We start from the raw sequence: 22097 nt of genomic DNA on the forward strand, positions 1-22097 counted from the left end.
TGTCCGCGGCGGAAAATCTCCATGGCCGATTTGCACTTTCGGGTTCACCCGCCCCCTTTCGCCGCATCGGGACGGGCGCCCTAACCTGGATCAATGCGCCGCCCCGCCGGCCGCCTACCCTTGAGGGAGACCGAACCACCAGGGCGGGAGCGGCATCATGCAGGCGACCACGGCCGGGGACTTCCCCATCCTCCGCAAGGACGACCCTTCGGCGCCGGACTACGACACGCTCCGCGCCGAGGTGGACCTGCACCGCGAACTGGACGGCCTGCTGGCCATGCGCGGCGGGCGGTTGAACATCGCCTACGAGGCCGTGCGCCACCATGTGGAGGACGGGCGCGGCGACCGGCGGGCCATCCGCTTCCTGCCCGCCTCCGGCCCGCCGCGGGATTTCACCTACAGCGACCTGGACCGCCTGTCCGACCGTTTCGCCGCGATCTTGCGCGCGCACGGCATCGCGCACGGCTCCACCGTCTTCAGCCTGCTCGGGCGCGGGCCGGCGTTGTATGCGGCGATCCTGGGCACCTGGAAGGCGGGCTGCGTGTTCTCGCCCCTGTTCTCCGCCTTCGGGCCCGAGCCCGTACGCGCCCGCATGACCATCGGCGACGCCCGCGTCCTGGTGACGACGGAAACCTTCTACCGCCGCAAGGTCATGACCTGGCGCGACGAGATGCCGGGCCTGTCTCTGGTGCTGCTGGCCGGCGGGGGCGATGACCTTCCCGCCGGCACGCTGGACCTGGAGGCGGCACTGGAAGACGCCGGCGGAGAGGGCGCGGAGATCGCCGCCACCGGGCCGGAGGACCCCGCCCTCCTGCACTTCACCAGCGGCACCACCGGCAAGCCCAAGGGGGCGGTGCACGTCCACGCCGCCGTCGTCGTCCACCGCATGACCGCGCGCGCGGTGCTGAACCTGCACGGCGCCGACACCTACTGGTGCACGGCCGATCCGGGATGGGTGACCGGCACCTCCTACGGCATCGTCGCGCCGCTGGTCTCGGGCGCGCCCATGATCGTGGATGAAGCCGAGTTCGACGCCGAACGCTGGTACACCATCCTGGAGCGCGAGGGCGTGACCGTCTGGTACACGGCGCCGACGGCCATCCGCATGTTGATGAAACTGGGGGAGGACGTGGCGCGCGGCCACGACCTGTCCCGCCTGCGCTTCCTGGCCAGCGTGGGGGAGCCGCTGAACCCGGAAGCGGTGGTATGGAGCCAGCGGGTTTTCGGCAAGCCCTTCCACGACAACTGGTGGCAGACGGAAACCGGCGGCATCATGATCGCCAACTATGCCGGCATGGACGTCAAGCCGGGCTCCATGGGCAAGCCGGTGCCGGGCATCGAGGCCGCCGTGGTGTCGCGCGAGGGCGAGCGTGTCACCCCCGTCACCACCCCCGACACCAGCGGCGAACTGGCGCTGAAGGCCGGCTGGCCGTCCATGTTCCGCCGCTACCTGAACGAGCCCGAGCGCACCGCCAAGTGCTTCGCCGACGGCTGGTACCTGACCGGCGACCTGGCGATGCGCGACGGCGACGGCTACTTCTGGTTCGTCGGGCGGGCCGACGACGTCATCAAGTCATCCGGCCACCTGATCGGCCCGTTCGAGGTGGAAAGCATCCTCATGGAACACCCGGCGGTGGCGGAGGCCGGCGTCATCGGCCTGCCCGACCCGGTCGCCGGCGAAGTGGTGAAGGCCTTCGTCTCGCTGAAGCCCGGCCATGAGCCATCGGAGGAGACGAAGCGCGATATCCTGGGCCATGCCCGCAAGCGCCTGGGCCGCGCCGTCGCGCCCCGCGACATCGCCTTCCGCGACACGCTCCCCCGCACCCGCAGCGGCAAGATCATGCGCCGGCTCTTGAAGGCGCGCGAACTGGGCCTGCCCGAGGGCGACACCTCCACCCTGGAAGGAGGCGCATGATGACCGCCGAAGTCTCCAAGCCCGCGCCCGGCGGCGGCAAGGTTCACCTGACCCACGGGCACCTGATGGCGCTGTTGCGCGACATGCTGCGCGTGCGCCGCTTCGAGGACCGCTGCGCCGAGCTGTACACGCAGGAGAAAATCCGCGGCTTCCTGCACCTCTACAACGGAGAGGAAGCGGTGACGGTGGGCGTGTGTGCGGCCCTGGAGCCCCGCGACGCCGTCGTCGCCACCTACCGCGAGCACGCCCAGGCGCTGGTGCGCGGCACGTCCATGCGCGCGGTGATGGCCGAGATGTTCGGCAAGGCGTCGGGATGCAGCGGCGGGCGCGGCGGCTCCATGCACCTGTTCGACCGCGAGCACCGGCTCTACGGCGGCAACGCCATCGTCGGCGGCGGGCTTCCCGTGGCCGTCGGGCTGGCCCTGGCCGATGCCATGCGGGGGCGCGACGCGGTCACCGCCTGCTTTTTCGGCGACGGCGCGGCGGCGGAGGGCGAGTTTCATGAAAGCCTGAACCTCGCCGCCCTGTGGCGCCTGCCGGTGCTGTTCCTCTGCGAGAACAACCTCTATGCCATGGGCACCGCGCTGCGCTTCAGCCACGCGAGCCCCGACTTGGCCGCCCGCGCACACTCCTACGGGCTGCCGGCGGAGTCGGTGGACGGCATGGATGTGGTCGCCGTGGAGGCCGCCGCGCGGCGGGCCGTCACCGCCATCCGCGCGGGCGCCGGGCCGTACTTCCTGGAATGCCGCACCTATCGCTTCCGCGCGCACTCCATGTTCGACGCCCAGCTCTACCGCGAGAAGGCGGAGGTGGAGGAATGGACGCACCGCGACCCGCTGCCCCGCCTCATCGACTGGATGCGCACCGCCGGCCACCTGCACGACGACGACCTGAAGGCGCTGGAAGACGCCGTCGCGACGGAGCTTGAAGACGCCGTCGCCTTCGCCGAGGCAGCCGAATGGGAGCCGGTGGAGACGCTGACCCGCTTCGTCACCAGCGCGGAGGACCGGCCATGAGCACCCAGACCCTTCCGCCAATCCCGCAAACGGCCACCACCACCTACCGCGAGTGCGTGCGCGAGGCCATCCGCGACGCGCTCGCCCGCGACGACCGGGTGTTCCTGATGGGGGAGGACGTTGGGCATTACGGCGGCTGCTACGCCGTCACCAAGGGGCTTCTGGCGGAGTTCGGGCCGGACCGCATCCGCGACACGCCCCTTTCCGAAAGCACCTTCACGGGGGCGGGCATCGGCGCGGCGCTGAACGGGATGCGGCCGATCGTGGAGATCATGACGGTCAACTTCAGCCTTCTCGCCATGGACCAGATCGTCAACGGCGCCGCGACGCTGCTGCACATGAGCGGCGGACAGTTCACCGTGCCGCTGGTCATCCGCATGGCGACCGGCGCCGGCCGGCAACTGGCGGCCCAGCATTCCCACAGCCTGGAAGGCTGGTACGCCCACGTCCCCGGCCTGCGCATCCTCGCCCCCGCCACCCTCACCGATGCGCGCGGGATGCTCTGGCCGGCGCTTGAGGACCCGGACCCCGTGCTGATCTTCGAGCACGTGATGCTCTACAACGCCACCGGCCCCACGCCCGACGCGGATACGGTGAAGGCCGTGGACATCACCCACGCCGCCCGCCGGCGCGAAGGGACCGATGTTGCGCTCATCACCTACGGCGGGATGCTCGGCCGCACGCTGGAGGCCGCCGAGGCGCTGGAGAAGGACGGCATCTCGGCCGAGGTCATCGACCTGCGCGTCCTGCGCCCGCTGGACGAGGACACAGTGCTGTCCGCCGTCCGCCGCACCCGCCGCGCCGTGGTGGTGGACGAAGGCTGGCGCAGCGGCAGCCTCTCGGCCGAGATCAGCGCCCGGATCATGGACCAGGCCTTCTGGGACCTGGACGCGCCGGTGGCCCGGGTGTGCTCGGCGGAGGTGCCCATGCCCTACGCCAAACACCTGGAACAGGCCGCCCTTCCCTCGGTGGAGGCCATCGTGCAGGCCGCGCGGGGGACGCTCGGCAAGGGGGCGCCATGAGCACCTTCAAGATGCCGTCCCTGGGCGCGGACATGGAGGCCGGGCGGCTGGTGGAATGGCTGAAGAAGCCCGGCGAACAGGTTGAACGCGGCGACATCATCGCCGTGGTGGAGACCCAGAAGGGCGCCATCGAGGTGGAATGCTTCCAGCCCGGCATCCTCGGCCGGCTGCTGGTGGACCCCGGCACCACCGTTCCCGTCGGCACCCCCATGGCCGTCATCGACGACGGGAAGGACGAGGAGCCGGCGCCGGCCGCCCCAGCGCAGGCGCGCGAGCCGGCCATGGCGGACGCGGCCCAAGCCCCCATCGCGCCACCTCCCGCCCCAAGCCGCGCCGTCGCCTCCCCGGCGGCGCGGCGTATGGCGGCGGAGCGGGGCGTGGACCTTGCGGCCCTTACCGGCACCGGCCCCGGCGGCGCCATCATCAGCACGGACGTGGAGCAGGCCGCCCGCGCGGCCCCCGCTCCGGCCCCCGAGCGCAAGCCCGGCCGCGTCGACCCCGCCGCCATGCGCCAGGCCATCGCGGCGGCCATGGCGCGGTCCAAGCGGGAGATCCCGCACTACTACCTGTCGGCCACGATGGATGCCTCCCGCGCCGTGGCGTGGCTGGACGCCTTCAACGCCGACCGCCCGGCCGCCGACCGGCTGCTCATGACGCTGGTGCTGGGCAAGGCCGTGGCGCTGGCGCTGAAAAAGCACCCCATGCTCAACGGCCATTACGGGGCGGAGGGGTTCGCGCCGGCGGACCACGTGCATCTCGGCATGGCGATCGCCCTGCGCGGCGGCGGGCTGACGGCGCCCGCTCTGCACAACGCGGATGCGCGCAGCCTGCCCGACCTCATGGCCGGCTTCCGCGACCTCGTGGCCCGTGCGCGTGCCGGGACGCTCCGAAGCTCCGAGATGTCGGACGCGACGGTCACCGTCAGCAGCCTGGGGGAGCGCGGGGTGGATGCGCTGATGCCCATCATCACGCCGCCGCAGGTCGCCATCGTCGGCTTCGGCGCCGTGCTGCGCCGCCCGTGGGTGGCCGACGACGGCGCGACGCTGGAGGTCCGCCCGGTGGTGACCACCAGCCTGGCCGCCGACCACCGGGTGAGCGACGGCCATCGCGGCGCCCTGTTCCTGCGCGACCTGGACGCCCTTCTGCAAGACCCGGAGGCCCTGACATGACCACCACCGCCGCCACCGACCTGCGCGCCGCCGTGATCGACGAGCTGCGCGCGCTCACGCCCGAGACCGACCCCGCCGACATCCCCGAGGACGCCGACATCCGCGAGGCGCTGGACTTCGACAGCATGGACGTCCTGAACTTCGTCACCGGGCTGTCAAAGCGCCTGAACGTGGACATCCCCGAGCGCGACGTGCCGGAGGTGCTGACCATCGCCGGCGCCGTCGCCTATCTGACCGAAGCGAGTGGATGAAAGGCGCCCGGGTCAGCGGTCCGTCTTATGGCGAACCCCTGCCTGCTGCTTGTGGAACAGTGCCTCGCCGTGGCGCCTGATCCGCTCCAGCCAAATGTCGGCCTGGGCCGAGGCAACACCGAACTTCTCTATTGCGGCATGACGAAGCAGTTGGTGCTCCGCCATGATCGTCGCCGGAAAGACCGCCGGATCATCGGTGTTCACGCAAAGATGCACGGCACCCCTTCTCAGGCCGGGTCGCGGTGCGTATCGCAGCCGTAGCGTGAGCCGCCCGCGCCGGGCGGCCCCTACCGCGGCCCGGCGGCCCGTGTGGGCGGGTGGGTTTCGACCGCGTGCAGGCGGGGCTCGGAGGCCGGGGCCGGGGCCGGAACCGACGGGCGGGCCTGCAATGCGGCCAGTTCCGCCTCAAGGACGGCCAGGCGTGCCTCCAGGGCGGCGACACGGGCACTGGTCCCGGAGGCGTCCGCGGTGCGGGTCGGCGGGTCCGCCCGTCTCGCCATGCCGACAAGCGCCCGGCGGGCCGGGACGAGCGCGGGCAGGCGCGCAACGTGCCGCCGCCACCGCCCGGCGGCCACGGCCGACATCAGCCGCTGCGCAAGCGGCGGCGGCACGGCCGCCAGGGCCCAGCCGGCGGCGGTGGTCGCGCCGCACCAGATGACAACGTCGGCCGGTGTGCCGAGAGCCGCCAGGATCAGGCCGGGCGCCAGCACGAGCCCCCACGCGGGCAGGGGCCGCAGGGGCACGGGGCGCGGCGGCAGGCGGAAGACCCGGCGGCGCTTGGGATCGGCGACCGCCAGGCGGCCGATGGCTATGAGCGTCGCCGCGATGGCGATGAGCGTCCAGGCCCCGTTCATTCGGCAGGCTCCATCTTTTCGGTCCGCGAATGACGCGACCACCGCCCGACCCAGCCGCGGTGCCGCGCCAGCGCCGCCGCCCCGGCGGCCAGAAGCAGCCCGTCGACGGCAACCACCACGCCATGCCCCTGCGCCAGGGCATTGGCCCAACTCGTACCGCCGCAGGCCAGCCGCACGGCGGGCAGCAAAAGGCAGCCGTAGGCGAACAGCGCCAGGTAGAGCCGCCGCAGCCGCCCCACGTCGGCCATGCGCCAGGCAAGTGCCAGGCAGCCAAGGGCGGCGGCGAAGAAGCCGGCGGGCGTCCAGGTCAGCGCGGCGGCGGTGCCGAAGGGCTGGGCCAGGAAAAAGACGTGCGCGCAGGCGACCATCGCCAGCGGCACGCCGCACCCGGTCGCCAGGACGGCCCGGCCGAAGGCGCGCCACAGGGGGTCGGCGTCGCGCCGCCGCACCCACAGCCGCAGCCCCGACAGGATGACGAAGCACATGGCGCCCCCCAGCGCGCCCCAGACCGCCTTGGAGGCCAGCCCGGCGAAGTCCCCGGTGTGTAGGGGCCAGATCAGCCCGACCAAAGTGCTGCCGGCCGAGGGCGTGTTGCCGATGGTCGGCTTGGGACCCAAAAAGGTGCCGGTCGCGGTCTCGAACACCATGCTTCCCCAGGACAGCCGGCCCGGCGCCGCGGGATGCCAGACATGGGCCCGCGAATCCGCGCGCCCGTAGTTCGTGATGGACAGGAATGTGGGCGCGGTGCCGCCCTCCTCGGTGGCGCGGGCGATCATACGGTCCAGATCGGCCGGCGGCGCGCGCCGGGCATCCTCGGCGGCCGTCGGCTGGAACAGCGACGCCCGCAGCCGGTCCTGGTCGCCGGCATAGGCGACCTCCGCCAAGAGCGGTCGGGTGACGGTGCCGGCGAAGCTGTAGTAGGAGCCGGTGAAGGCGAGGATGACGGCGAACGGCAGTCCCCAGGTGGCCGCCAGGACGTGCCGGTCGCGCACGCTGGCCAGGCGGCCGCCGGGGCGCTCGGCGACGAACAGGTCGCGGATCAGGTGGCGGTGCATGAGCCCTCCCGTCAACGCCGCTGCCATCATCAGAAGCCCGAGAATCCCGGTGGCGACCAGTCCCCACGGATCGGGCAAAAACAGCTCCACGTGCAGATGCACCAGAAAGTATTCAAGCGCGCTTCGCACCCAGAGGGACGGCTCGGTCCAGACGAAGCCTTCCGCCCGGTCGAGCACCGCGCCCGTGGCCGGGTCGATGTGGAACAGAGTGCCGTAGTCCTCTGTCTTGCCGCTTTCCGGGTGGGGGATATGCGTATGAAAGAAGGCCACGAGGTTGCCGCGGGCATCGCGCCAGATGCCCACCTCTTCGCGCATGGCATTGGGCATCTTGTCGGCCAGGTTGCGCACGATGCCGTCGATGGGCGCATCCAGGGTCTTGGGCGCGCTGACGCCGACCGACCAGCGCTCGATCTCCGGGGAGAACACCGCCAGGGTTCCGGTGCTGACGACGACGAACAGCAGCAGGCCGAGGATGGTCCCCGACCAGCCGTGCACGGCCGTCAGCCGCTTCATCTGGGATTGCGTGAGTGCCATGGTGCCTGTGCTCCCGTCACCCGAAGGCCATGAAGCCGCCGATGAGGACGGCGTTGACGGCCGAGGCGCCGCCGATGACGGCGACGCCCCGCACCAGGTTTTCCTCGACGATGGTGTAGAGGAACACCAGCGCCCACAGCAGCGGTGCGAGCACCAGCGGCCAGACCAGATGGTTGACGCCCGCCTGCCCGGCCGGCAGCCACACGGGCATGGCCGCCATCAGCAGCACGGACCCGGCCAGCGCCCCCGGCCCGGCCAGCAGCCAGCGGGTGAGGCGGGGATGGGCCCGCACCGCATCCGCCGCCCGCCGCAGGGTGCCGGTCGTGGCCGCCGCCAGGTCTTTCATCAGAACGCCACCGTCAGGCCGAGCCAGAACACGCGCGGTTCCACCACCTGGGCCAGCGACGGCGGGGCGCTTTCCGGGAAGCTGAACAGGCGCGTCTCGGCATCGGTCCCGAAGATGTTGTTCAGGCTGGCCGTGACCTTGACGTGGTCGAGGGCCTGCCACGCGACCTTGGCGTTGGCCACCATGTAGGGATCGGTCTGCGCCAGCGCGTTGTTGCCGTCCGTCGAGTAGTAGGCGCCCACGTAGCGGCCGTCGACGCCGATCATCCAGTCCTCCGCCGGGCGGTAGACGGCACCCGCCGACAGCGTCAGGCTGGGCGCGCGGGCGAAGTCGTTGCCCTCCAGCGACGGGTCGCGCGCCTGCACGATCTCCGTCTTCAGCAGGCCGACGTCGCCGAAGACCTCCAGCGAGTCCACCGGTGCGTAGGTCACCCCCAGTTCCGCCCCGTACGCACGGGTTTCCGGCGTGTTCACGATGATGGTGTCGGTGAAGCCGCCGGGATAGGAAAGCTGCTCGGTGCGCTGCTGGTCCTCGAAATCGCTGTAGAAGACGTTGCCGCTGAAGACCATGCGGTCATCCAGCAGGCTCGCCCGCGTATAAAGCTCGTAGTTCCAGACGAACTCGGAGTCATAGACGAAGGACCTGGGCCCCAGGGCCGGGTCGGGGCTGGGGTTGCCGGCGGGGTCGGACGCGCCGAACGAGACCGCGGCGCCGCCCGCGTTGAAGCCCCGCGAGACCACGGCCCCCACCGTCACGTCGTCGGTGACGTCGTAGGCCAGGCCCACCTTGGGCAGGAACGCGTCGAAGGTTTCGTCGAGATCGGTGGTGATGCCGAACACGGTGCCTTCGCGCTCCCGGTGCTCGCGTTCATAGCGGGCGCCCAGGGTCAGGGTCCAGCGCGGCACCACCGTCCAGTCCACTTCGCCGAAAACGGCCGTCGTCAGCGTCCGGTCCTCCACTGTCGCAGCGAGCGGGGTCCCGGTGAAGATGAAGTCCTCGCGGTCCTCGTGGAAGACGTAGGCGCCCAGCACGCCGGTCACGCCGGCGTCCGCGTTGTCGTAGTTCAGCAGCGTCTCGTTGGTGATCTGCGGACCATCGAGGGTGAACTGACCGCGGGCCGGGGCGTCGGACCGCTCGAACAGAATGTCGCTGTAGGTGGTCGTGTTCGACAGCGAGAGGTGGTCGTTGAAGTCGTACCGCCCGTTCAGGATAAAGTCGGTGGACTCCGTCTCGAACAGCGTCTGGCTGGTCCGGCGCGTGCGCTGGCCGAAAGGCGGGTCGGCAAGCTGGCTCTGCGGCCGGCGCGTATCGGTGTGGGCGACGGTAAGCTGGGCCGTGAAGTCGGGCAGCTTCTCGGGCGCGAACAACAGTTTGCCGCGCAAGACGGTGCTGTTGTCCTCTTCCACGTCATCGAAGGCCTGCGGCCCGGTGAAATCAATGAAGCTGGTGGCTTCGATCTGATCGACGGCGACGCGGAAGGCCAGGTTGTCCTCCACCAGGGGGCCCGAGAGCATGGCCGAGGCGCGGCGGCGGTCCTCGGTGCCGACCGCGACCTGGGCCGCGCCTTCCCAGTAGAACGTCGGGTCCTTGGTCTGGACGACGATGGCACCGGCGATGGAATTGCGGCCCTGGAGCGTGGTCTGCGGGCCGCGGTAGACTTCCACCTGCTCGATGTCCCAGAGCCCGGTCGGCCCGCCGACGAACTCGAAGGTGGACAGGGGGCGGCCGTCGACGCTCAGCGTGGCGCGCGGCCGGGTGCCGGCGATGAACCCGGTGCCGCCGGACGCCGGGCCCGTCGCGTCGACGCCGCGGATGGCCGGCGCGAAGTTGCCCTCGCCGAAGTCGACCACGTTGGGGGTCTTCTGGAAAAGGTCCCGAACCTCGTCGGTCCCCGGCCGCTCCTCAAGGTCCTCGGCGGTATAGACCTCGACGCTGGCCGCTGTCTCGAATTCGGTCTCGCCGCTGCGGGTACCGACCAGCGTGCCCTCCACGGCGATCGGCGCGAGCCGGATGCTCTCGGTCTGCTGCGCCGGCGTTGCCCTCAGCACGACGGTGTCGCCGCCGGCCATGGAAAACGTGACGCCGGTCCCCGCCAGCATCCGGGCCAGCGCCTCCTCGGGCGCCATGCTGCCGGACACGCCCTGCGCCGTCCGGCCGCGGATGAGGGCCGCGTCGGCCGAAACCTGCAGGCCCGACTGGCGGCCGAACTGCGCCAGGGCGTCGGGCAGCGGCTGCGACGGGATGCTGAAGGCCACCTGCCGCGCCTGGGCGACGAGCGGGTCACTTGCGCCTTGCGCCTGCGCGCCGGCCATGGGCACGACCGCCGCCGCCAGGGCCGTGGTCATCAGCAGCATCCCGTAGCGTCCCGTCCGCCGGCCGCCGCTTCGTGCCTGTGTCATCACCCCCATCGTCACTCTCCTCCTCACATCGTCCTGGTTGACGGGCCGCCTTTCGCGAATGCCTCGCACTCGTGACCACACAACCAGGAAGACGACGGACGATCCGGCTTTTTCGGAAAAAATTTTCGCGCCTGCGAAGATTTTCGTCCGGCGGCGGGATCAGCCGCCGGTCACGACCAGCACCCAGGGCGACAGGGCGCGCACGGTGCCGCCATGGGCGCCGGCCAGGGCCGACAGCGCCGCCGCGGGGTCGCGCACGGAGTACACGCCGGTGACCCGCCGGGAGCCAAAGGCCGGGTCGGCGACGAGGATCACGCCGGCGTGGTACCGCCGCAGATCGTCGACCACGCTCGCGATGGTCCGGTCGCGGGCGACGATCTGCCCCTGCATCCAGACGCCCACTTCATCCGGCGGGACGGCCCCGCGCGTGACGCCGCCGGACGGGCCGAGCCGCACCCAGTCCCCCGCCTCAAGGGGCTTCGGCAGGGCGGAGGCCGCGTCCGGCGGCGTCACGGCGACGCGGCCGTGCCGCACGGCGACCGCCACCTCCTCCTCCGCCAGACGGACGTTGAAGGCCGTGCCCAGAACGGTCGCCGTCGCCTCGCCGGCGATGACCCGGAAGGGCCGCTCCGGGGCGGGCGCGACCTCGAAGAACGCCTCTCCCGCCACCAGCCGCACCCGCCGCTCCGCCGCGGTGAAGTCCACGGCCACCGCACTGGCGGGCGAAAGCCGGACCGTTGAGCCGTCGGGCAGGTCCAGCACGCGGGCCTCGGCCGTCGCTGTCAGGTGGTCGCTTTCCAGCCGCAGGAGCAGGTCCGGCGCCACAACCAGCGCGAGGCATGCAGCCATCGCCGCGACCGCCGCGCCCAGCGCCACCCTGCGCCGGACCGGCCGTCCCGCGCCCCGCGCCGCGCCGGCCCGTGCCGCATGACGCCGGCCTTCGGGCGCGCTGCGGGCGGCCGCCGCCGGATGCGGCGCGGCCCCGGCTGCCCACTGCGCGTGATGGACGGGCGGGACCTCGGCCATCAGGGCGTAAACGTCGGCGGTCTCCGCCCAGGCCTCGGCATGAACGGGATCGGCACGGCGCCACGCCTCGAACTCGGCCCGCAGCGCCGCGTCGTCCGGCGCGTCCTCCAGGACGACCAGCCAACGGGCAGCCTCGAGAGCCGCTTGATCCCTGTCTTTTGCCGGAATGCTCATGTTGGTCCTTGGCTGGGCGCCCGGAGACGGCGAGGCCCGCCGGATGCGGCGGCCCTGTCCACAAGACGATCACCGGGGCCCGGATTTCGGAAGAAAAACGTGCAGCCGGTCATGATCCGGACCGGACGCGGCGGCGGCAGTGGTCGATGCCCTGCGCGACGATCTCATGCGCCGTGGTCACCGAAACGCCCAGATGATCGGCGATGTCCTTGAGCTTGCACCCCCCGAAGCGGCGCATCTCCAGGGCGACACGGGTGCGCTCGGGCAGTTCGGCCATGGCCTCGGCAAGGCGCTGCACCTCGGCCCGGACCGTGGCGGCGGCCTCGGGCGAGAGCGTGTCGTCGGCGGCGTTCAGCACCGCGTCCGCAGGCCCGGACGTCAGCACCCGCTCCTCCCGCAGGCGTCTGCGGCGGCTGTCGATGGCGAGGTTGCGGACGATACGGTAGAGGTAGCCCACCGGCTCCTCGAACGGGCGCGCCTCGGCCGCCTCGCCGAAGCGCAGCCAGGCTTCCTGTACCACGTCCTCCGATCGTCCCACGTCTCCGACGATGCCGTTGGCATAAGAGACCAGCGCACCGCGATGAGCCAGATAGACGGCCAGCATGTTGCGATCGTGACGCACCCGGATCTCCAGACACCCGGACGGCGATCAGGGGCGGCGAGAACGGCCGCGCGTCCGGCTTCATTTGCGAATGAGAAGGATTATCATCCACGGAATTATCCCAACTTCAGTGTGGTTCGGCAAGCCCAATCTCGGCGGCCGCCGCCGCTGGTTGTTGCGGAAACGGGGCCGGCAACCGCACAACAGGCGTAACTGCGGTCATGCGTTGGGAGGGGGCCCGGAACCGGCCGCTCCGCCGTTCCGTTGGAGTTCCGAAGCAGGGGAAAACGGGGACGGTGTGACCAGCCTGCCGGAAAGGATCGGACATGACCGCCAGGACGCGCTTCACTCTCGACCGCCGCCGGTTCCTTCAATCGGCCGCAGCCGGCACGGCCGGCATCGTCGCCTCGGGCCTGCCGCTGTCGCAGGCGATCTGGGCGCAGGAGGGCAAGGTGCTCCGCGTCCGGTCCTATGCCGACATCAACAAGCTGGACCCGGGCTTCTACCAGAACGCCTACAACGTCTCGGTCATGAACTGCATCTATTCCGGCCTGATGAACTACAAGCCGGGCACCGACTGGGCGACCGAGCTTCAGGCCGCCGAAAGCATCGAACAGATCGACCCCACCCACATCCGCTTCAAGCTCAAGCCGGGCCTGATGTTCACCGGCGGCTATGGCGAGATCACGGCCGAGGACGTCAAGTTCTCCTTCGAGCGGGTCATCCTGCAGGACAGTCCCATGAAGGACGACTGGGGCCCGCTCAACCGCGTGGAGGTGGAGGACACGCACACCGGGGTCATCGTCCTGGACCGTCCCTTCGTGCCGCTGTGGAACGTCAGCCTGCCCTACGGCGTCGGGCACATCGTCTCGAAAGAGGCGGTCCTGGAGGCGACCGGCGACGGCGGTGATTTCGGGATGCAGCCGCCCATGTTCTCGGGCCCCTATGTCATCGCGGACTGGCGGCCCAACGAGGTGCTGATCCTGGAGCGCAACCCCGACTGGACAGGGCAGAAGCCGGGCTTCGACGAAATCCAGATCCGCCCCATCGAGGACCCGCAGACGGCGGAAACCGCCTACCGCGCCGGCGACATCGACTTCACCCACGTCAGCCTGTCCTCGCTGGAGCAGTTGAACCAGCGCGCGCCCGAGAACACGGTGATCGAGGAACGGCCGTCGCTGTACTACGTCTACCTGGGCATGAACATGGAGCATCCCAAGCTCCAGGACATCAACGTGCGCAAGGCCATCCAGTGGGCGGTGAACATCCCGCAGCTTCTGGAGGTGGCCTACTTCGGCTACGCCGACGTCGCCACCGGCATGATCGCCCCGGGGCTGGTGGGCCACCGCGACAAGGCGCTGATCCCGCCCGAGGGCGACCTGGAGAAAGCGCGCGAATTCCTGGCCGAGGCAGGGGCGGAAGGCCTTCAGTTGCGCATCGACGTGCTCAACCAGGCCAAGTTCACCACCATGGCGCAGGTCATCCAGGCGCAGCTGGGGCAGATCGGCATCGACCTTCAGATCGACGTCCAGGACGCCGGGTCCTTCTGGACCATCGGCATGGAGACCGAGGGCGAGCGGTGGAAGGACATGCAGTTGATCCTGCAGCGGTTTTCCATGGTGCCCGACCCCTTCTACGCCACCACCTTCTTCACCTGCGAGCAGGTCGGCAACTGGAACTGGGAACGCTTCTGCAGTGAACGTTTCGACGCGTTGAACCGCGAGGCGACGACCGTGCAGGACGAGGAAAAGCGCGCCCAGATGTACCACGAGATGCAGGACCTGATGGAGGAGTCGGGCGCCTACCGCTTCCTGACGCACGAGGGCGCGCCCTTCATTTACCGCCGCACCGTGCTGGAGCCCGCCACACGGCCCGACGGCCGGGCGCTCTACCGCTACTTCCAGCCGGTCTGACCGGCGTCCGGCCATGCTGTTCTACCTGGTCAAGCGGCTGGGACTGGCGGTGGCGATCGTGGTGCTGGCGGTGACGCTGCTGTTCATCATGATCCAGTCCGTTCCCGGCGACCCCGCGGCCGTGGTGCTCGGGCCGCGCGCGACGCCCGAGCAGAAGGCGCTCATCAACGAGAAGATGGGCCTGGACGAGCCCCTGCCCGTCCAGTTGGTGACCTTCTTCGGCAATGTCGCCACCGGCGACCTGGGAACGGACGTCTTCACCCAGCGCCCGGTGGCGGACATCGTGTTCGGGCAGATGCCCTATACGATCATCCTGATCCTGACCTCCATCACCTGGGCGGCGTTGATCGGGATACCGCTGGGCGCCTACTCGGCCATCCGGCGCAACTCGGTGATCGACAAGATCATCGGCGTGCTGTCGGTCAGCGCCATCGCCATTCCGTCGTTCGTCATGGCGGTCTACGCCCTGTTGATCTTCGCGGTGCAGCTCAACTGGCTGCCGGCCATCGGCCTGGGCGAAGGGTTCTGGGGCGGCCTGCGGCACCTGATCCTGCCGGCCTTTGCCGTGGGCGTGGGGTGGGTCGGTTACATCGCCCGCATCGTCCGGGCCTCCATGCTGGAAGTGCTGGGCGAGACGCATATCCGCATGGCGCGGTCCTTCGGCCTGCGGGAAAGCCGCATCGTCTTCCGCTATGCCCTGACGCTGGCCATCCTGCCCACCGTCACCGTGCTGGGCGTGGGCATGGCGCACCTGCTGTCGGCGTCGGTCTTCGCCGAGGTGGTCTTCGCCCGGCCGGGCCTGGGCGCGCTGATCGTGCAGGCGGTGGACACGCGGAACTACCCGGTGGTCATGGGCACGGTGCTGGTGACCACCGCCCTGTTCGTGATCTCGACCACCATCGCCGACCTCATCAACGCCGCCCTGGACCCGCGTGTACGGGAGAGCCTGTGACATGGTCGCCACCGCCGAAACCACCCGCAGCGAACAGACCGACGTCCGGGGCGACAGCGCCTGGGTGCAGCACTGGAAGCAGCTCCGCTCCAACCCGTTGGGGCTGTTCGGGCTGGTCCTGGTGGTGCTGATGGTGGGCAGCGCCGTTCTGGCCGATGTCATCGTGCCCTACGACCCGACGCAGATCCTGGTCGGCCCGCGCCTCGGGCCGCCGTCGTGGGAGCACCCGCTGGGCACCGACCAGTTGGGCCGCGACACGCTGTCCCGCGTCATCATGGGCGGGCAGGTCGCCATGCTGGTGGCGGTGGCGGCGCTGTCGGTGGCGCTGTCCATCGGCCTGCTGCTGGGCCTGATCGCCGGGTTCGGGCCGCGCTGGCTGGACAACGGCCTGCTGCTGGTGCTGGACAGCGTGCGCGCCTTTCCCGTCATCATCTTTGCGCTAGCGGTCATCACCCTGCTGGGACCCAGCCTGACGACGGTGGTGCTTGTGGTCGCCATCACCTCCATCCCCGTCTACGCCCGCGTGGTCCGCACCCAGACCCAGTCCTTGAGCGACAACGAGTACATCCTGGCCGAGCGCGCCATGGGTGCCGGCACGCCGCGCATCCTGGGCGTTCACATCCTGCCCAACGTCATCGGTCCGCTGCTGATCCTGGCCAGCATGGACGTGCCGCTGGTGATCGCGCTGGAGGCGGGCCTCAGCTTCCTGGGCATGGGCGTGCGGCCGCCGACACCGTCGTGGGGGACGATCCTCAACAACGGATACAACTACATCCAGAACTCGCCCTGGCCGGTGATCGCCGGCGGCATTCCCATCATCCTGACGACGCTGGGCTTCACCTTCCTGGGCGAGGCGCTGCGCGACATCTTCGACCCCAAGCTGCGGAGGGACGTGTGACATGACCCACCCCGCGGCCGCCCCGACCCGCCCGGAGGCTCCGCGCGACGCCGCCGCCCCGCTGCTGGACGTGCGCCACCTGTCGCTGGACTTCACCAGTCCGCGCGGGCGCATCCATGCGCTGCGCGACATCTCCATGACCGTGCCCAGGGGGCGCATCGTCGGCGTGGTGGGGGAAAGCGGCAGCGGCAAGTCGACGCTGGCCTATGCCGTCATCCGCCTGCTGGCCGAGAACGCCCGCGTGGTCGGCGGCGAGATCGTCATGGACGGCCGCGACCTGCTGACGCTCTCCCCGCGCGAGATGCGCGGCATTCGGGGCCGGCGCATGTCCATGATCTTCCAGGACCCCATGACCTCGCTCAACCGCGTCATGAGCATCGGCCAGCAGATGATCGACATCCAGTACCGCGATCCCATCTCCAAGGCCGAGAAGCGCAAGCGCGCGGTGGAGGCGCTGCGACGTGTCGGCATCCCCGACCCCGAGGACCGGGTGAACGGCTATCCGCACCAGTTTTCCGGCGGCATGCGCCAACGCATCTGCATCGCCATGGCCATGATGGTGGAGCCCGCCCTGCTGCTGGCCGACGAACCGACCACCGCGCTCGACGCCACGACGGAGGTGCAGATCATCGGCCTGCTGGAGCGCCTCCAGGCGGAAATCGGCTGTTCCATCCTGTTCGTCTCCCACCACCTGGGCACGGTGGCGGAACTGTGCCACGACGTCGTGGTGCTCTACGCCGGAGAGGTGGTGGAACAGGGCAGCGTGCGCGACATCTTCCACAATCCCGGCCACCCCTACACCCAGGCGCTGCTGGACTGCGACCCCGGCCGCATCAAGGAAAAGACCCGCCGCCTGCCCACCATCCCCGGCGTGGTCCCCAGCCTGGTGGGCGACCAGGTACCGACGGGATGCATCTTCAAGACACGCTGCCCGCACGCCTTCGACCGCTGCGACCACGAGGTGCCGCCGTCCTACGCGGTGGTCTCCGGCGAGGTCGCGCCCGACGCCCCGCACACCGCCCGCTGCCATCTGCGCGACGCGGCGGAGGAGCGCCGGCCATGAGCACGCTGCTGGAGGTCGAGCACCTGAAGGTCCGGTTCCGCAGCATGGGGGCGCTGCGGGCGCTGATGCGGCGCGTGAAGGACCCGTACATCGACGCCGTCTGCGACGTTTCCTTCCGCATCGGACGGGGGGAGACGCTGGGTCTTGTGGGCGAGAGCGGCTCGGGCAAGTCCACCATCGCCCGCGCGCTCATGGGACTGATCCCGTCGCACGGCGGGTCCATGCGGTTCGACGGCACCGAGCTGCGCGGCCTGTCGCAGCGCGCCTATAAGCCCGTGCGCCGCGACATGGCGATGATGTTCCAGGACCCCGTCGGATCGCTGTCGCCGCGCCTGACCGTGCGCTCGCTCATCACCGAGCCGTTCCGCATTCACGGGGTTCGCGACCGGGACATGGATGCCGAAACCCGCCGCCTGCTGGAAATGGTCGGCCTGCCCGCCGGCTTCGCCCAGCGCTTCCCGCATCAACTGTCCGGCGGGCAGGCGCGCCGCGTCGGCGTGGCGCGGGCGCTGGCGCTCGACCCGCGGCTGGTGATCGCCGACGAGCCGACAGCGGGCCTGGACGTCTCCATCCAGGGCGAGGTGATGAACCTTTTGGCGGAACTTCAGGACCGGCTGGGCATCGGAATGGTGGTCATCACGCACAACCTCAACGTCGTGCGCCACATCTCCGACCAGATGGCGGTGATGTACCTGGGCCGCTTCGTCGAGCAGGGGCCGACGGAAGAGGTCTTCCACCGTCCCCGCCACCCGTACACGGAAGTCCTGCTGTCGGCCAACCCCGAGCCCGACCCCGACGCCAAGCTGCACCGGGTGGAGGCGCGGGGCGACATTCCCAGCCTGGCCCACCGTCCGACGGGCTGCGAATTCCATACCCGATGCCCGCGCGCCCGGGACTACTGCCGGGAGGTGGCGCCTGCGCTGTCGTCGGCGGCGCCCGATCACACCTATACCTGCCACTTTCCGCTGGAAGCCGACGCGAAGGAGCGGCGGCTCGAGGCGTGACCCGAAGGGAAAGATCATGCGCCCCCACTGTGTCCTCCTGGCCCTCGTGGCGGTTGCCGCCTGCGCGACTCCGGCGGACCGCATCTCGTCCGCCCTGACCGATCATGGCCTGGACCGCGAGCGTGCCGAATGCATCGGAGACCGCCTGGCCGCGGATTTGTCGAACGACCAGCTTCAACAGATCGGCGATGCCGCCGACGCCTATCGGGACAGCGAGACTCCGGACCGGCTGACGATCGACGACCTTGTCAACGTCGCCAGGGCGATCGACGACCCCGTGGTGGTGGTGGCCGTGACCCAAGCGGGCATCGCCTGCAGCGGCTTCGTACAGCGCCCGCCAGACCCGGACGCGGCAGAGGACGACACCGGTCGGCGGCAGGTGCTGGCAGGGCTCGTCAGGTCGCGCGGCAGAGAATAGCGTCACCGGCCGCACCACGAAAAAAGCCCGCCGTCGCGAGGACTGCGGGCTTTCTTTGGCATCGGTGGTTGCGGGGACAGGATGCCGATTTTGGCGAACGCGAATGCCCTTTTTGAGCGGAACGGCAACGGCTCCTCCAACACAATGACTGGCGCAGGTGGATGTCAGCAGGGTGCATGACGGGGCCCATCAAGAGGCGCACGCCCATCCAGAGCACCGACTACCGAGCCGCGCATCGTGGTCGCGGGAGCGCCGACGCGTCCGGCGGCTGGCATGGGTGGTCTGCATCGCCTTCTACTCCGGCGGCGCCACCTTGTCCTGCGTGCTGGTCTGGAAGTCGCTGGCGTCGTGTCGCTCGTGGAGTTGGTCCGCCGGGTCGCCCCACGTGCGGTTGACCATGCGTCCGCGCCGCACCGCCGGGCGGTCGCCCACCTGCTCCACCCATCGCACGAGATTGGTGTAGCTCTGTACGTCGAGGAATTCGGCCGCGTCGTACGCCTCGTTGCGGACCACGGCGGCGTACCAGGGCCAGATCGCCATGTCGGCGATGGTGTAGGCGTCGCCCGTGATGTACGCATTCTCGGCGAGATGGCGGTTCAGCAGGTCGAGTTGCCGCTTCACCTCCATGGTGTAGCGATTGATGGGATATTCATACCGTTCCGGCGCATAGGCGTAGAAGTGGCCGAACCCGCCGAGGAACGGCGCGGCGCCAACCTGCCAGAACAGCCAGTTGAGGCATTCGGTGCGCCCCGCCAGGTCCTCGGGCAGGAAGGCGCCGAACTTTTCCGCCAGATACAGCAGGATGGAGCCGGACTCGAAGACCCGCACGTTCGGCTCGATACTGCGGTCGACCATGGCGGGGATCTTGGAGTTGGGATTGATCGCCACGAAGCCGCTGCCGAACTGGTCGCCTTCGAAGATGTTGATCAGGTGGGCGTCGTACTCGGCACCGGCGATTTCGCGCTCCAGAAGCTCCTCCAGCATGATGGTGGCCTTCACGCCGTTGGGCGTGCCCTGGGAATAGAGCTGCAGGGGATGCCGGCCCACCGGCAGGTCCTTCTCGTGCGTCGCCCCCGCCACGGGGCGGTTGACGCTGGCAAACTTGCCGCCGCTGGGCGCGTCCCACGTCCAGACGCGGGGCGGGGTGTAGGGCTGATCGGCCAAACCATCCTCCTGTCGTACCTGTTCGTCGTCATCGGCGCCCGTCGGGCCTGTCCCTGCCCTGCCCGCGCCGCACGGTACCGAAGGTGGGGGTGGATGCGGCATCCCGCCACTCCGGCCAAACACGCCGCATCGATTTCGGCCTTGGCCACCGCTCCCGCCTCTTGCTGGTTCCTCACATTGACGATCGGCGATCACGACGTAAACCGTGCCCGCTCAGGGGTCCTGCGGGACTTCCCAGCCTTTCGTCAAGATTGATGAACCTTCGAGACCGGCAACAGCCGCCGATACTTCGGCGGCTCCTTTTTGCGCCCCCGCTCAAGGAAGGAGCATGCCATGAAGATCCATGCGCTTGGGCTACCTGCCCTGTTCGCCGCTCCGCTGAGCATCCCAGTTTTCCGCCGTCTCGGGCGCGAGTTCCGTAGAAGACGCCGCCGCTAGCCGCGCCTCTGGATTGATGCAACAATACGGGGCGCATCGGGACGCCTTAGGCGGAGGAGCGGCATGACGGACGAAATGGACGGTTGGGCCGGCGTCATCAAGGGCAAGCCAAGCTTGGGCCAGAGTGCGGAGCGTTCCCACACCACCAGCATGGAAGACATTGAGGCCTTTACCAGGATGACCGGCGACCGCAACCCGCTGCACTACGACCGGGCTGTGGCGGAGGCCTCGCCCTTCGGCAAGCTGATCGTCCAGGGCGGGGTGACGACGGGCATCCTGAACGCCGTCGTCGCCGAGGACCTGCCAGGCCCCGGCACGGTGTTCCTGGGCGTGGAGTGGAAGTTCGTCAAGGCCGTCGGCGTCGACGAGACCATCACCGGCCGCGTCGAGATCACCGAGGTTCGCGACGACAAGCCCATCTGCAAGATGACGACCACGGTGCGCAACGGCGACGGCGACGTCTGCCTCAGCGGCACCGCCACCACCTACACCATGCCGCTCGCCACGCCGGCCGAGGCGCAATGACGGCCTCCGCGGCGAAAACCGCCGCCGCCCCGACAGAAACCGAGCCCGCCCCGCCGGCGGAGCGCTGGCGGTTCCTGGCGGTCACCTGCCTCGCCGTGGTCTGCGCCCTGACCACCTGGTTCTCCGCCACCGCCATCATCCCCGAGCTGGAGCGGGAGTGGAGCCTCTCGGCCACCGGCGCGGCCTGGATGACCAACGGTGTGCAGTTGGGCTTCGTCATCGGCGCGCTGGGGGCCAGCTTTGTCAACCTGCCGGACCTGGTGCGACTCAACCGGTTGATGGCCGGGGCCGCCGTCCTTGCCGCCGCGGCCAACGCCGTGCTGCTGCTGGAGCCGTCACCGCCGCTCGCCATCGCCGCGCGGATCGTTACCGGCATGGCACTGGCGGGGGTTTATCCGCCGGCCATGAAGCTCATGGCGACGTGGTTCCGCCGGGGGCGCGGGTTCGCCATGGGGCTGCTGATCGGCGCACTGACGCTGGGCTCGTCGCTTCCGCACCTGTTTCGCGCCGCGACCACCGGCTTCGACTGGCGCTATGTGGTGGTGGCGGCAAGCTGCGCCACGCTGGTCGGCGCGGCCATTTTCGCATTCGGCCTGCGCGAGGGGCCTTACGCCTTCAGCCGGGCCACCTTCCACCCCCGCCAATGCCTCGCGGTCTTCCGCAACCGGCCGCTGATGCTCGCCAACCTGGGCTATTTCGGCCATATGTGGGAGCTGTATGCGATGTGGGGGTGGTTCCTGGCCTTCTCCGTCGCGGCGGCGGAGAGCGGGCTGACGCTGCCCGTCGACAACCTGTCGCTGCTGAGCTTCCTGGTGGTGGCCGTCGGCGTGGCGGGGTGCATCCTGGGCGGCGTTCTATCCGACCGCATCGGACGCACCCTGACGACCACTCTGATGATGGTCGTTTCAGGCGCCTGCGGGCTGTTGATCGGCTTCACCGTGGACGGACCTGGCTGGCTTTTTGTGGCGGTCGCGCTGTTGTGGGGCGTCTCCATCGTCGGAGATTCCGCCCAGTTCTCCACCGCCATCACCGAGCTGTCGGACCAGCGCTTCGTCGGCACCGCGCTCGCCCTTCAAATGGGCATCGGCTTCGGACTGACCGTCATCGCCATATGGCTGATTCCCGTCGTGGCGGAGATGCTGGGCGGCTGGCAGTGGTCCTTCCTGGTGCTCGTCCCTGGCCCCGTGGTCGGTGCCACCGCCATGCTGATCCTGCGCCGGCGCCCCGAGGCCGTGCGCATGGCCCACGGGCTGCGGTAGGTCTCTGGTCCCCCGCCCAGGCGGCGAAGATGCGGTCCCGCGGACGCTGTGTTCACCTTTCGGTGGATTGGACACGAGCCGAAGTGATGAAACACTGTAAA

The 22097-nt window shown here is 69.8% G+C and carries 21 protein-coding genes; 13 read left to right on the forward strand and 8 right to left on the reverse strand.

What is annotated here, in order from left to right:
- Window positions 1-157: 157 nt before the first annotated feature.
- The 5 genes from acsA to C882_RS06190 are packed head-to-tail and all read left to right on the forward strand — an operon-like array spanning window position 158 to window position 5373.
- Window positions 158-1915, forward strand: a complete 1758-nt coding sequence (gene acsA / locus C882_RS06170) for an acetate--CoA ligase (RefSeq protein WP_009539711.1) — start codon at window positions 158-160, stop codon at window positions 1913-1915.
- Window positions 1912-2931 carry a pyruvate dehydrogenase (acetyl-transferring) E1 component subunit alpha gene (gene pdhA / locus C882_RS06175; RefSeq protein ID WP_009539712.1) on the forward strand — a complete coding sequence of 340 codons (1020 nt, stop codon included), beginning with the start codon at window positions 1912-1914 and terminating at the stop codon, window positions 2929-2931. Before acsA ends, pdhA begins: the two co-directional genes overlap by 4 nt.
- Window positions 2928-3953 (forward strand): alpha-ketoacid dehydrogenase subunit beta, encoded by a 1026-nt coding sequence (locus C882_RS06180; protein WP_009539713.1) that lies wholly within the window; start codon window positions 2928-2930, stop codon window positions 3951-3953. Before pdhA ends, C882_RS06180 begins: the two co-directional genes overlap by 4 nt.
- The gene (locus tag C882_RS06185; protein ID WP_009539714.1) at window positions 3950-5122 is read left to right on the forward strand and encodes a dihydrolipoamide acetyltransferase family protein; all 1173 of its coding nucleotides are present in this window, start codon (window positions 3950-3952) and stop codon (window positions 5120-5122) included. Before C882_RS06180 ends, C882_RS06185 begins: the two co-directional genes overlap by 4 nt.
- A complete protein-coding gene (locus C882_RS06190; protein WP_009539715.1) occupies window positions 5119-5373 on the forward strand; it encodes an acyl carrier protein in 255 nt (84 codons plus the stop codon). The genes C882_RS06185 and C882_RS06190 overlap by 4 nt, the downstream gene beginning before the upstream one ends.
- A gap of 12 nt (window positions 5374-5385) precedes the next feature.
- Here C882_RS06190 and C882_RS06195 read toward each other — a convergent pair whose 3' ends face one another.
- The 7 genes from C882_RS06195 to C882_RS06225 form a co-directional block, all read right to left on the reverse strand.
- On the reverse strand, window positions 5386-5589 hold the full coding sequence (locus tag C882_RS06195; RefSeq protein ID WP_009539716.1) for a hypothetical protein: 204 nt from the start codon (window positions 5587-5589) through the stop codon (window positions 5386-5388).
- Between the two features lie 71 nt (window positions 5590-5660).
- Window positions 5661-6227: a hypothetical protein gene (locus tag C882_RS06200; protein WP_009539717.1), complete on the reverse strand. Its 567-nt coding sequence runs from the start codon at window positions 6225-6227 to the stop codon at window positions 5661-5663.
- Window positions 6224-7816 (reverse strand): PepSY-associated TM helix domain-containing protein, encoded by a 1593-nt coding sequence (locus C882_RS06205; protein ID WP_009539718.1) that lies wholly within the window; start codon window positions 7814-7816, stop codon window positions 6224-6226. Before C882_RS06205 ends, C882_RS06200 begins: the two co-directional genes overlap by 4 nt.
- A gap of 16 nt (window positions 7817-7832) precedes the next feature.
- Window positions 7833-8162: a hypothetical protein gene (locus C882_RS06210; RefSeq protein ID WP_009539719.1), complete on the reverse strand. Its 330-nt coding sequence runs from the start codon at window positions 8160-8162 to the stop codon at window positions 7833-7835.
- The gene (locus C882_RS06215) at window positions 8162-10570 is read right to left on the reverse strand and encodes a TonB-dependent receptor domain-containing protein (RefSeq protein ID WP_083875715.1); all 2409 of its coding nucleotides are present in this window, start codon (window positions 10568-10570) and stop codon (window positions 8162-8164) included. Before C882_RS06215 ends, C882_RS06210 begins: the two co-directional genes overlap by 1 nt.
- Window positions 10571-10720: 150 nt before the next feature.
- Window positions 10721-11761: a FecR family protein gene (locus C882_RS06220; protein ID WP_009539721.1), complete on the reverse strand. Its 1041-nt coding sequence runs from the start codon at window positions 11759-11761 to the stop codon at window positions 10721-10723.
- Between the two features lie 109 nt (window positions 11762-11870).
- Complete coding sequence (locus tag C882_RS06225; protein WP_009539722.1) at window positions 11871-12383, reverse strand: sigma-70 family RNA polymerase sigma factor; 513 nt, start codon at window positions 12381-12383, stop codon at window positions 11871-11873.
- 305 nt (window positions 12384-12688) lie between these two features.
- Between C882_RS06225 and C882_RS06230 the strand changes: the two genes are divergently transcribed.
- From C882_RS06230 to C882_RS06255, 6 genes are read left to right on the forward strand one after another with little or no spacing between them, the layout of a single operon-like run.
- Window positions 12689-14275 (forward strand): ABC transporter substrate-binding protein, encoded by a 1587-nt coding sequence (locus C882_RS06230; RefSeq protein WP_009539724.1) that lies wholly within the window; start codon window positions 12689-12691, stop codon window positions 14273-14275.
- Between the two features lie 13 nt (window positions 14276-14288).
- The gene (locus C882_RS06235) at window positions 14289-15227 is read left to right on the forward strand and encodes an ABC transporter permease (RefSeq protein WP_009539725.1); all 939 of its coding nucleotides are present in this window, start codon (window positions 14289-14291) and stop codon (window positions 15225-15227) included.
- A 1-nt stretch (window position 15228) separates the two neighbouring features.
- Complete coding sequence (locus C882_RS06240; protein ID WP_009539726.1) at window positions 15229-16125, forward strand: ABC transporter permease; 897 nt, start codon at window positions 15229-15231, stop codon at window positions 16123-16125.
- A gap of 1 nt (window position 16126) precedes the next feature.
- Complete coding sequence (locus C882_RS06245) at window positions 16127-17188, forward strand: ABC transporter ATP-binding protein (RefSeq protein ID WP_009539727.1); 1062 nt, start codon at window positions 16127-16129, stop codon at window positions 17186-17188.
- Window positions 17185-18192, forward strand: a complete 1008-nt coding sequence (locus C882_RS06250; RefSeq protein WP_009539728.1) for an ABC transporter ATP-binding protein — start codon at window positions 17185-17187, stop codon at window positions 18190-18192. Before C882_RS06245 ends, C882_RS06250 begins: the two co-directional genes overlap by 4 nt.
- Window positions 18193-18208: 16 nt before the next feature.
- A complete protein-coding gene (locus C882_RS06255; protein WP_009539729.1) occupies window positions 18209-18610 on the forward strand; it encodes a hypothetical protein in 402 nt (133 codons plus the stop codon).
- Between the two features lie 294 nt (window positions 18611-18904).
- Here C882_RS06255 and yghU read toward each other — a convergent pair whose 3' ends face one another.
- Window positions 18905-19774 (reverse strand): glutathione-dependent disulfide-bond oxidoreductase, encoded by an 870-nt coding sequence (gene yghU, locus C882_RS06260; protein WP_009539730.1) that lies wholly within the window; start codon window positions 19772-19774, stop codon window positions 18905-18907.
- Between the two features lie 501 nt (window positions 19775-20275).
- Between yghU and C882_RS06265 the strand changes: the two genes are divergently transcribed.
- Together C882_RS06265 and C882_RS06270 are read left to right on the forward strand one after the other, a co-directional pair.
- Window positions 20276-20737 carry a MaoC family dehydratase gene (locus C882_RS06265; protein ID WP_009539731.1) on the forward strand — a complete coding sequence of 154 codons (462 nt, stop codon included), beginning with the start codon at window positions 20276-20278 and terminating at the stop codon, window positions 20735-20737.
- Window positions 20734-21996: an MFS transporter gene (locus C882_RS06270; protein ID WP_009539732.1), complete on the forward strand. Its 1263-nt coding sequence runs from the start codon at window positions 20734-20736 to the stop codon at window positions 21994-21996. The genes C882_RS06265 and C882_RS06270 overlap by 4 nt, the downstream gene beginning before the upstream one ends.
- Window positions 21997-22097 lie beyond the last annotated feature (101 nt).

Origin of the sequence: Caenispirillum salinarum AK4 (assembly GCF_000315795.1) — a bacterium.
Classification (GTDB): Bacteria; Pseudomonadota; Alphaproteobacteria; order Rhodospirillales; family Rhodospirillaceae; genus Caenispirillum; species Caenispirillum salinarum.

Excerpts from the sequence above, each read along its gene's own strand:
- C882_RS06185 (WP_009539714.1), top strand. The coding sequence starts at position 3,950 with ATGAGCACCTTCAAGATGCCGTCCCTGGGCGCGGACATGGAGGCCGGG.
- C882_RS06200 (WP_009539717.1), bottom strand. The coding sequence starts at position 6,227 with ATGAACGGGGCCTGGACGCTCATCGCCATCGCGGCGACGCTCATAGCC.
- C882_RS06215 (WP_083875715.1), bottom strand. The coding sequence starts at position 10,570 with ATGGGGGTGATGACACAGGCACGAAGCGGCGGCCGGCGGACGGGACGC.
- C882_RS06270 (WP_009539732.1), top strand. The coding sequence starts at position 20,734 with ATGACGGCCTCCGCGGCGAAAACCGCCGCCGCCCCGACAGAAACCGAG.
- C882_RS06245 (WP_009539727.1), top strand. The coding sequence starts at position 16,127 with ATGACCCACCCCGCGGCCGCCCCGACCCGCCCGGAGGCTCCGCGCGAC.
- C882_RS06255 (WP_009539729.1), top strand. The coding sequence starts at position 18,209 with ATGCGCCCCCACTGTGTCCTCCTGGCCCTCGTGGCGGTTGCCGCCTGC.
- C882_RS06250 (WP_009539728.1), top strand. The coding sequence starts at position 17,185 with ATGAGCACGCTGCTGGAGGTCGAGCACCTGAAGGTCCGGTTCCGCAGC.
- C882_RS06190 (WP_009539715.1), top strand. The coding sequence starts at position 5,119 with ATGACCACCACCGCCGCCACCGACCTGCGCGCCGCCGTGATCGACGAG.
- acsA (WP_009539711.1), top strand. The coding sequence starts at position 158 with ATGCAGGCGACCACGGCCGGGGACTTCCCCATCCTCCGCAAGGACGAC.
- pdhA (WP_009539712.1), top strand. The coding sequence starts at position 1,912 with ATGATGACCGCCGAAGTCTCCAAGCCCGCGCCCGGCGGCGGCAAGGTT.
- C882_RS06235 (WP_009539725.1), top strand. The coding sequence starts at position 14,289 with ATGCTGTTCTACCTGGTCAAGCGGCTGGGACTGGCGGTGGCGATCGTG.
- C882_RS06265 (WP_009539731.1), top strand. The coding sequence starts at position 20,276 with ATGACGGACGAAATGGACGGTTGGGCCGGCGTCATCAAGGGCAAGCCA.
- C882_RS06210 (WP_009539719.1), bottom strand. The coding sequence starts at position 8,162 with ATGAAAGACCTGGCGGCGGCCACGACCGGCACCCTGCGGCGGGCGGCG.
- C882_RS06180 (WP_009539713.1), top strand. The coding sequence starts at position 2,928 with ATGAGCACCCAGACCCTTCCGCCAATCCCGCAAACGGCCACCACCACC.
- C882_RS06220 (WP_009539721.1), bottom strand. The coding sequence starts at position 11,761 with ATGAGCATTCCGGCAAAAGACAGGGATCAAGCGGCTCTCGAGGCTGCC.
- C882_RS06205 (WP_009539718.1), bottom strand. The coding sequence starts at position 7,816 with ATGGCACTCACGCAATCCCAGATGAAGCGGCTGACGGCCGTGCACGGC.
- C882_RS06230 (WP_009539724.1), top strand. The coding sequence starts at position 12,689 with ATGACCGCCAGGACGCGCTTCACTCTCGACCGCCGCCGGTTCCTTCAA.
- C882_RS06240 (WP_009539726.1), top strand. The coding sequence starts at position 15,229 with ATGGTCGCCACCGCCGAAACCACCCGCAGCGAACAGACCGACGTCCGG.